The organism is Mesorhizobium sp. M5C.F.Ca.IN.020.32.2.1, assembly GCF_004023105.1.
In the GTDB taxonomy this organism is placed as follows: Bacteria; Pseudomonadota; Alphaproteobacteria; order Rhizobiales; family Rhizobiaceae; genus Mesorhizobium; species Mesorhizobium wenxiniae.
The window spans coordinates 1-4577 of the sequence record NZ_RZSX01000523.1 but is presented as its reverse complement, the minus strand read 5'-3'; the positions used below and the strand labels follow the sequence as shown (position 1 = coordinate 4577).

At 67.1% G+C, this 4577-nt stretch carries 6 protein-coding genes and 1 pseudogene; all 7 read right to left on the bottom strand.

Going from position 1 to position 4577, the window contains the following annotated elements; genetic code table 11:
- The coding region (locus EOA86_RS23335) for a VirD2 family relaxase/mobilization nuclease (protein WP_128343820.1) at positions 1-1556 on the bottom strand (1556 nt) is incomplete at its 3' end.
- A gap of 244 nt (positions 1557-1800) precedes the next feature.
- On the bottom strand, positions 1801-2565 hold the full coding sequence (locus EOA86_RS23330; RefSeq protein WP_128343818.1) for a lytic transglycosylase domain-containing protein: 765 nt from the start codon (positions 2563-2565) through the stop codon (positions 1801-1803).
- A gap of 3 nt (positions 2566-2568) precedes the next feature.
- A complete protein-coding gene (locus tag EOA86_RS23325) occupies positions 2569-2916 on the bottom strand; it encodes a DUF736 domain-containing protein (RefSeq protein ID WP_128343816.1) in 348 nt (115 codons plus the stop codon).
- Positions 2917-2951: 35 nt separating this feature from the next.
- Complete coding sequence (locus tag EOA86_RS23320) at positions 2952-3509, bottom strand: S26 family signal peptidase (RefSeq protein ID WP_128343814.1); 558 nt, start codon at positions 3507-3509, stop codon at positions 2952-2954.
- On the bottom strand, positions 3506-4024 hold the full coding sequence (locus tag EOA86_RS23315; protein ID WP_128343812.1) for a DUF2840 domain-containing protein: 519 nt from the start codon (positions 4022-4024) through the stop codon (positions 3506-3508). The genes EOA86_RS23320 and EOA86_RS23315 overlap by 4 nt, the downstream gene beginning before the upstream one ends.
- Positions 4021-4272 carry a hypothetical protein gene (locus tag EOA86_RS23310; protein ID WP_128343810.1) on the bottom strand — a complete coding sequence of 84 codons (252 nt, stop codon included), beginning with the start codon at positions 4270-4272 and terminating at the stop codon, positions 4021-4023. Before EOA86_RS23310 ends, EOA86_RS23315 begins: the two co-directional genes overlap by 4 nt.
- Positions 4269-4577 (bottom strand): annotated as a pseudogene (locus tag EOA86_RS23305) (ParA family protein); the annotation flags it as partial. The gene EOA86_RS23310 and the pseudogene EOA86_RS23305, both read right to left, overlap by 4 nt.

Below are 4577 nucleotides of genomic sequence, written 5' to 3'. Positions count from 1 at the left end.
GTGCCTGCGACGTGGTCGCCAACCGCCACCTTGTTGAAGGGAAGGCCGAGTTGGGTCGCGAGCTTTTCACCGACCGCCTCGACTTCGCGGCGGCGCAATGTCTCCAGCAGGTTCCGCGCGAAGACCAACCGGCTGCTCCGCCGCTGCGCAAGACCTTCCTCAACCAGATGCTCCGCGCGACGATCCAAAGCCTCCTGCACGTCACGTCCGAATCCGCCTTCTCCCAGGGCGACGGGCTCACGGGCAACGGCCTGACGGTCGAGCCAGGTCGCGCCTTTGGCCGCGATCTGCTCCTCGAGCGGGAGGTCGGAGCGGACAGCGATCGCGACGCGACGCCGGCCTTGCGCATCGTCGAACTTGCGCAGCTCGACGATCGAGCCCGGCACGCTGTCGCCCGCGGCGTCGAGGTCAGGAAGCTTGACGTGATGTGTGCGGCCGTCAACACCGTCGATCACGACATATGCCGTCGCCTTCACCTCGTCGTCGAGGCCGCGATCGACGAGGCGGCCAATGACAGGATCGTCGAGGCTATCCCCGGCGAGCACGAAGCTCGACACGCCACGGTCGATGCCGCGCCCGGCGAGCGCGCGGTGCATGCGCTTGATGATGTCACCCCTCTCGCCGAGCTCGCGCAGCGTTGGTTCGGCTTCCTCGGCGATGTACCATTGGGCGGGACCAACCTGGTGCGCCAGGCCAAGGGATTCGAGCGTGCGCAGGCGGCCGACCTTGAGCGCGTGGAATTCATCGGGCTGACGATCGCTTGGCGGCGCGATGTCGACGATGCCGCTACGGTGGGCGTCGCGCAGGAGCTGTCGGTCGAGATTGGTCCAGCGTTCGGCCTCGACCTGCCGTTCGAGGTTGCGACGGATCTCCAGGTCGCTCCGTGGCCCGAGCTCCATGGTGACCAGATCCTGCGCCCGCGCGCGCATGCCCTCCTTGATGTAGTCGCGCGAGATGACTAGGTCCTCGCCGTCATCGGTTCGACCGCGCAGGATGACATGGACGTGCGGGTTATCGGTGTTCCAATGATCGATGGCGACCCAGTCGAGCCGGGTGCCCAGGTCCTTTTCCATCTGGCTCATCAACTCGCGGGTGAAACCCTTGAGGTCAGCCATCTCGGCAGCGTCCTCGGGCGACACGATGAACCGGAAGTGATGCCGGTCGTCCTCGCAGCGCTCGGCGAACTCGCCGGCGTCGTAGTCATCACCACCAGGACCAAACATCCGCGCCTTCACCCCGTCCCGGGTCACGCCCTCCCGGCGCAGATAGCTGAGATGAGCGCCCATAGGTGTCGAGCGCCGGGAGTGACGGACGACGCGGGTCTTGATCACCGTGATGCGTGAGCGGCGGGGGAGCAGCCGGTTCGCCTGGACGGTGGCGCGCTTGCCTCGCCCGAAACGTGAGCGGTTGCCGGGGGCGATCCTGCCCGAATAGGAGAGCGTCCCGCCAGCGCGTTGGGCGGCGGCGAGCGCCTGGGCGACGAAGGGCCGGGCGCGCTGGGCCTTGCTCGACCGGATGCGGCCCGGCCGAATCCGGAAATCACGCTCGTCGCTCATGACGCCAGACCCGCACATCGCGCCAAGGCGTTGGGAACATGTGCAAAGTTGGTCGGTCGCGATGTAGCGCGAAGCAGCGCACATCGCTGTGGCTGCTCGTAACCCCTTGACAAGCAACCAACCGACCGGGGCGCACCTCGCGCCATTTTATCTCGCCATCCTTCGGTTGCTGATGCGGGTCCCCGCCTGTGCGCCCTCCATGCCGCGCCGCGGTTCGCTACTGCTCGAAAGGCTGAAGCCGCGGTCATCGGGACGAGGCCTCATCGGAGCCGGTGACGAAAATGCGCTCGGGTCGCGCCGGCGTTGCACCATCGCGGTCTGCCCGCTCCGCCCACGCGGTTGCATCGGGTTGACCGCCGGGCTGCAGCGAACTGGCAGCAGATGCGCCGCTCGCCGGTAGAACGAAGAGTGGCGCATCGCGCCAGTCGGTCCGACGTGCGGGCTTCTTCGATGCGCCGGTAGGAAGCGGTTTTCCGCCGAGGAGCGGCACGAGTTTGGCGACATAGGCGCGGGTCTCGGGGGGCAGCGGCCGACCGGTTGCGAGATGTTCGTCATAGCGGCTCGGCCCGGCATTGTAGGCCGCGAGCATGGCGCCGATGCTGCCGTAACGGTCGAGCATCTCGCGCAGATAGGCGGTGCCGGCGAGGATGTTATCGCGGGGATCGAAAGGGTCGTCGCCCAACGAATAGCGACCGCGCAATTCGTGCCAGGTGCCGGGCATGACCTGCATCAGCCCCATCGCCCCGGCGGACGAGACAGCGCGAATACCGTGCGCGCTCTCAGCGGTAAGCACAGCGCGGATCCAGTGCTCGGGAATGCGAAACCGCTTCGACGCCTCAGCCACATATGGCGCGAAGCGCCGGTCGATCGCCGGCCTTTCGACAGGCGTGTTCTGGGCAAGCACAGGCAAACCGGACGCGAGAAGGGCAGACCCAGAAAGGAGAAGGATCGCGACCCGGCAACAAGTGCCGGGCCACCGGATGGCGCGCCCGATGCGGACTGAGCGCATCGATCAGTCCTGCGCCTTGTCCTGGTCGTCGCGCCTCTTCGGGCGCGTCCAGTGCAGGCCCCAGTCGCGGCCGTTCTCGTCCGCCTGGAACAGGCGGGCGCGGATCGGCTGCGTGAAGGAGGGATCGTCGAGGACAACGGAGATGTAGGCGCCTCCACGGTCGCCGGTCTGCAACCAGCCGGCGCCGATCTCGACGCCGTCCTCGTCACCGAGCCGGATGCGGTAATCCGGTGCGTTCTCGACATCGGTTTTATCGACCGGAACGAAGACCAAAGCGAAATCGAGGGAGAGCGTCCGGATACGCCCCGAATAGCCTGACTCTGTGCGCGTGAACTGACCGATCTGTGCCATAGGAAGTCTCCTGTTGCTGGCGGTGGGAAGTGAGATCAGGGCGCGTCGGTGGGAGTGCCGACATGCCAATCGAAGTCGCCGTCGCCGTCGGCGTCCGTCCACACCGGGAGCGCGCGTGCGACGATGGAGCTGGCGGGGAGGGGCCCGAAATACCGGCCGTCGAGACTGTCGGCCGCGTCCCAGTTCATGAAAAAGATCTCGCCGTCGGCGAGCGTCCGGCAGCCCTGCCAGACGGGGAGAGGGCGGCCGAGGCTGTCCTTTTCGCGCGCCACGCCATAGGCATGGCCGAAGGCAATGATGATCGCGCCGTGACGGCAGACTTTGTCGCCGGCTATGGCGAGCACGCGCTTGATCAGCGGCACGCCGCGCGGGAGATAGCCGCGTTTGGCGAGGAAAGTCGCAAGCGGTTCGGGCGGCTCGACGACGACAAGGTCGGGCGCCTCGACGCGGCTCACCGGCGCGAGCCAGTAGAGCCCGATCGGCACGCTGGCGGACGCATTCCAGATGAATGCCGGGCCGTCATTGCGCCACACCGGCTCGACAACGAGCGTGCTGGAGACGAGCGCGGTCAGCACGATCGCCGTGCGGCTCATGGCTCGGCGCTCCGGCGCTTGAGCCATGCGGCGTGGCGCTCGGCGCTGTAGGGATGCGGTTCCATGCCAGCGGTGACGCGGTGATGAACATGGCGCCAGTGATCTTCGACCACATCGCACGGATCGATGCCATGGGCCTCGACGGCATCGATGTGCTCGAGCACACGGGCGACCTTCGGCCAACTCTCGACCTTCAGCAGGATGTCGCCGCCAGGGCGCACGAATGGCAGTGTCTGGAACGGTTCGCCACGATCGATGGCGCGCACGATGTCGATGCGCGAGAGCACCGTGCCGTAGTCGTTGGCGGCCCAGCGGACGAAGGCGAACACGTTGTTGGGCGCGAAACCGACGACGCGGCGATGGCGATCGAGCACCTGCTCGTAGGTCTGGCGACCGAACCGGATCCAGGATTCGATCCGCTTCTCGTGCCAGGTCAGCTCGACCAGCGTGGTGAACGGCGGCGGCCCATCGACTCGCGGCCGCATGCTTAGCGGTAGGCCGGAACGGTAGTTCATTCTGCGCCTCCATCGTCGGCTGGGAATTCACTGGCGAGCAGCTCTCGCAGCATGTCGGCGACGGTCGTGCCGCGCCTGAAGGCGGCAACCTTGATGCGGCCGCGCAGTTCGGGCGTGACGTCGATGGTGAGCCGCGCGGTGAAACTGTTTGCGGGGACACAGCGCGGCGCACCGTCGGCTGCTTGTATCCAGCGATCAGCGTCACCCGGACGCGCGGTGAAGTTTTGCCTGGAGGACCGGCTGCTCATGACGCGACCGCCCCGATGCGAAGGCGATCGATCTCGGCCGTCAGAGCCGCGATCTCGCGTGCGGCCGGGCTTTCGTCGTCGATCTCGCCGGCGAGCTGGCCGGACTGCGCGGCTTCGGCGAAGACAACACGCTGCCCGATCGTTGATGCAAGCACCGGCGGGTCGTGATCGGCGAGCGTTTCAGCGGTGTCGCGGGCGATGATCGTGCGCGCGCCGCAACGGTTGAGGACGAAGCGGGCGGCGAGTCGAGGGCGATAGATGCGCGCTTCGGCGAGCAGCGCCAGCATCTCGGCCGAGGCCCAGCC

Coding starts and splice junctions, on each gene's coding strand:
- EOA86_RS23325 (WP_128343816.1), bottom strand. CDS start 2,916: ATGGCACAGATCGGTCAGTTCACGCGCACAGAGTCAGGCTATTCGGGG.
- EOA86_RS23315 (WP_128343812.1), bottom strand. CDS start 4,024: ATGAACTACCGTTCCGGCCTACCGCTAAGCATGCGGCCGCGAGTCGAT.
- EOA86_RS23330 (WP_128343818.1), bottom strand. CDS start 2,565: ATGCGCTCAGTCCGCATCGGGCGCGCCATCCGGTGGCCCGGCACTTGT.
- EOA86_RS23320 (WP_128343814.1), bottom strand. CDS start 3,509: ATGAGCCGCACGGCGATCGTGCTGACCGCGCTCGTCTCCAGCACGCTC.
- EOA86_RS23310 (WP_128343810.1), bottom strand. CDS start 4,272: ATGAGCAGCCGGTCCTCCAGGCAAAACTTCACCGCGCGTCCGGGTGAC.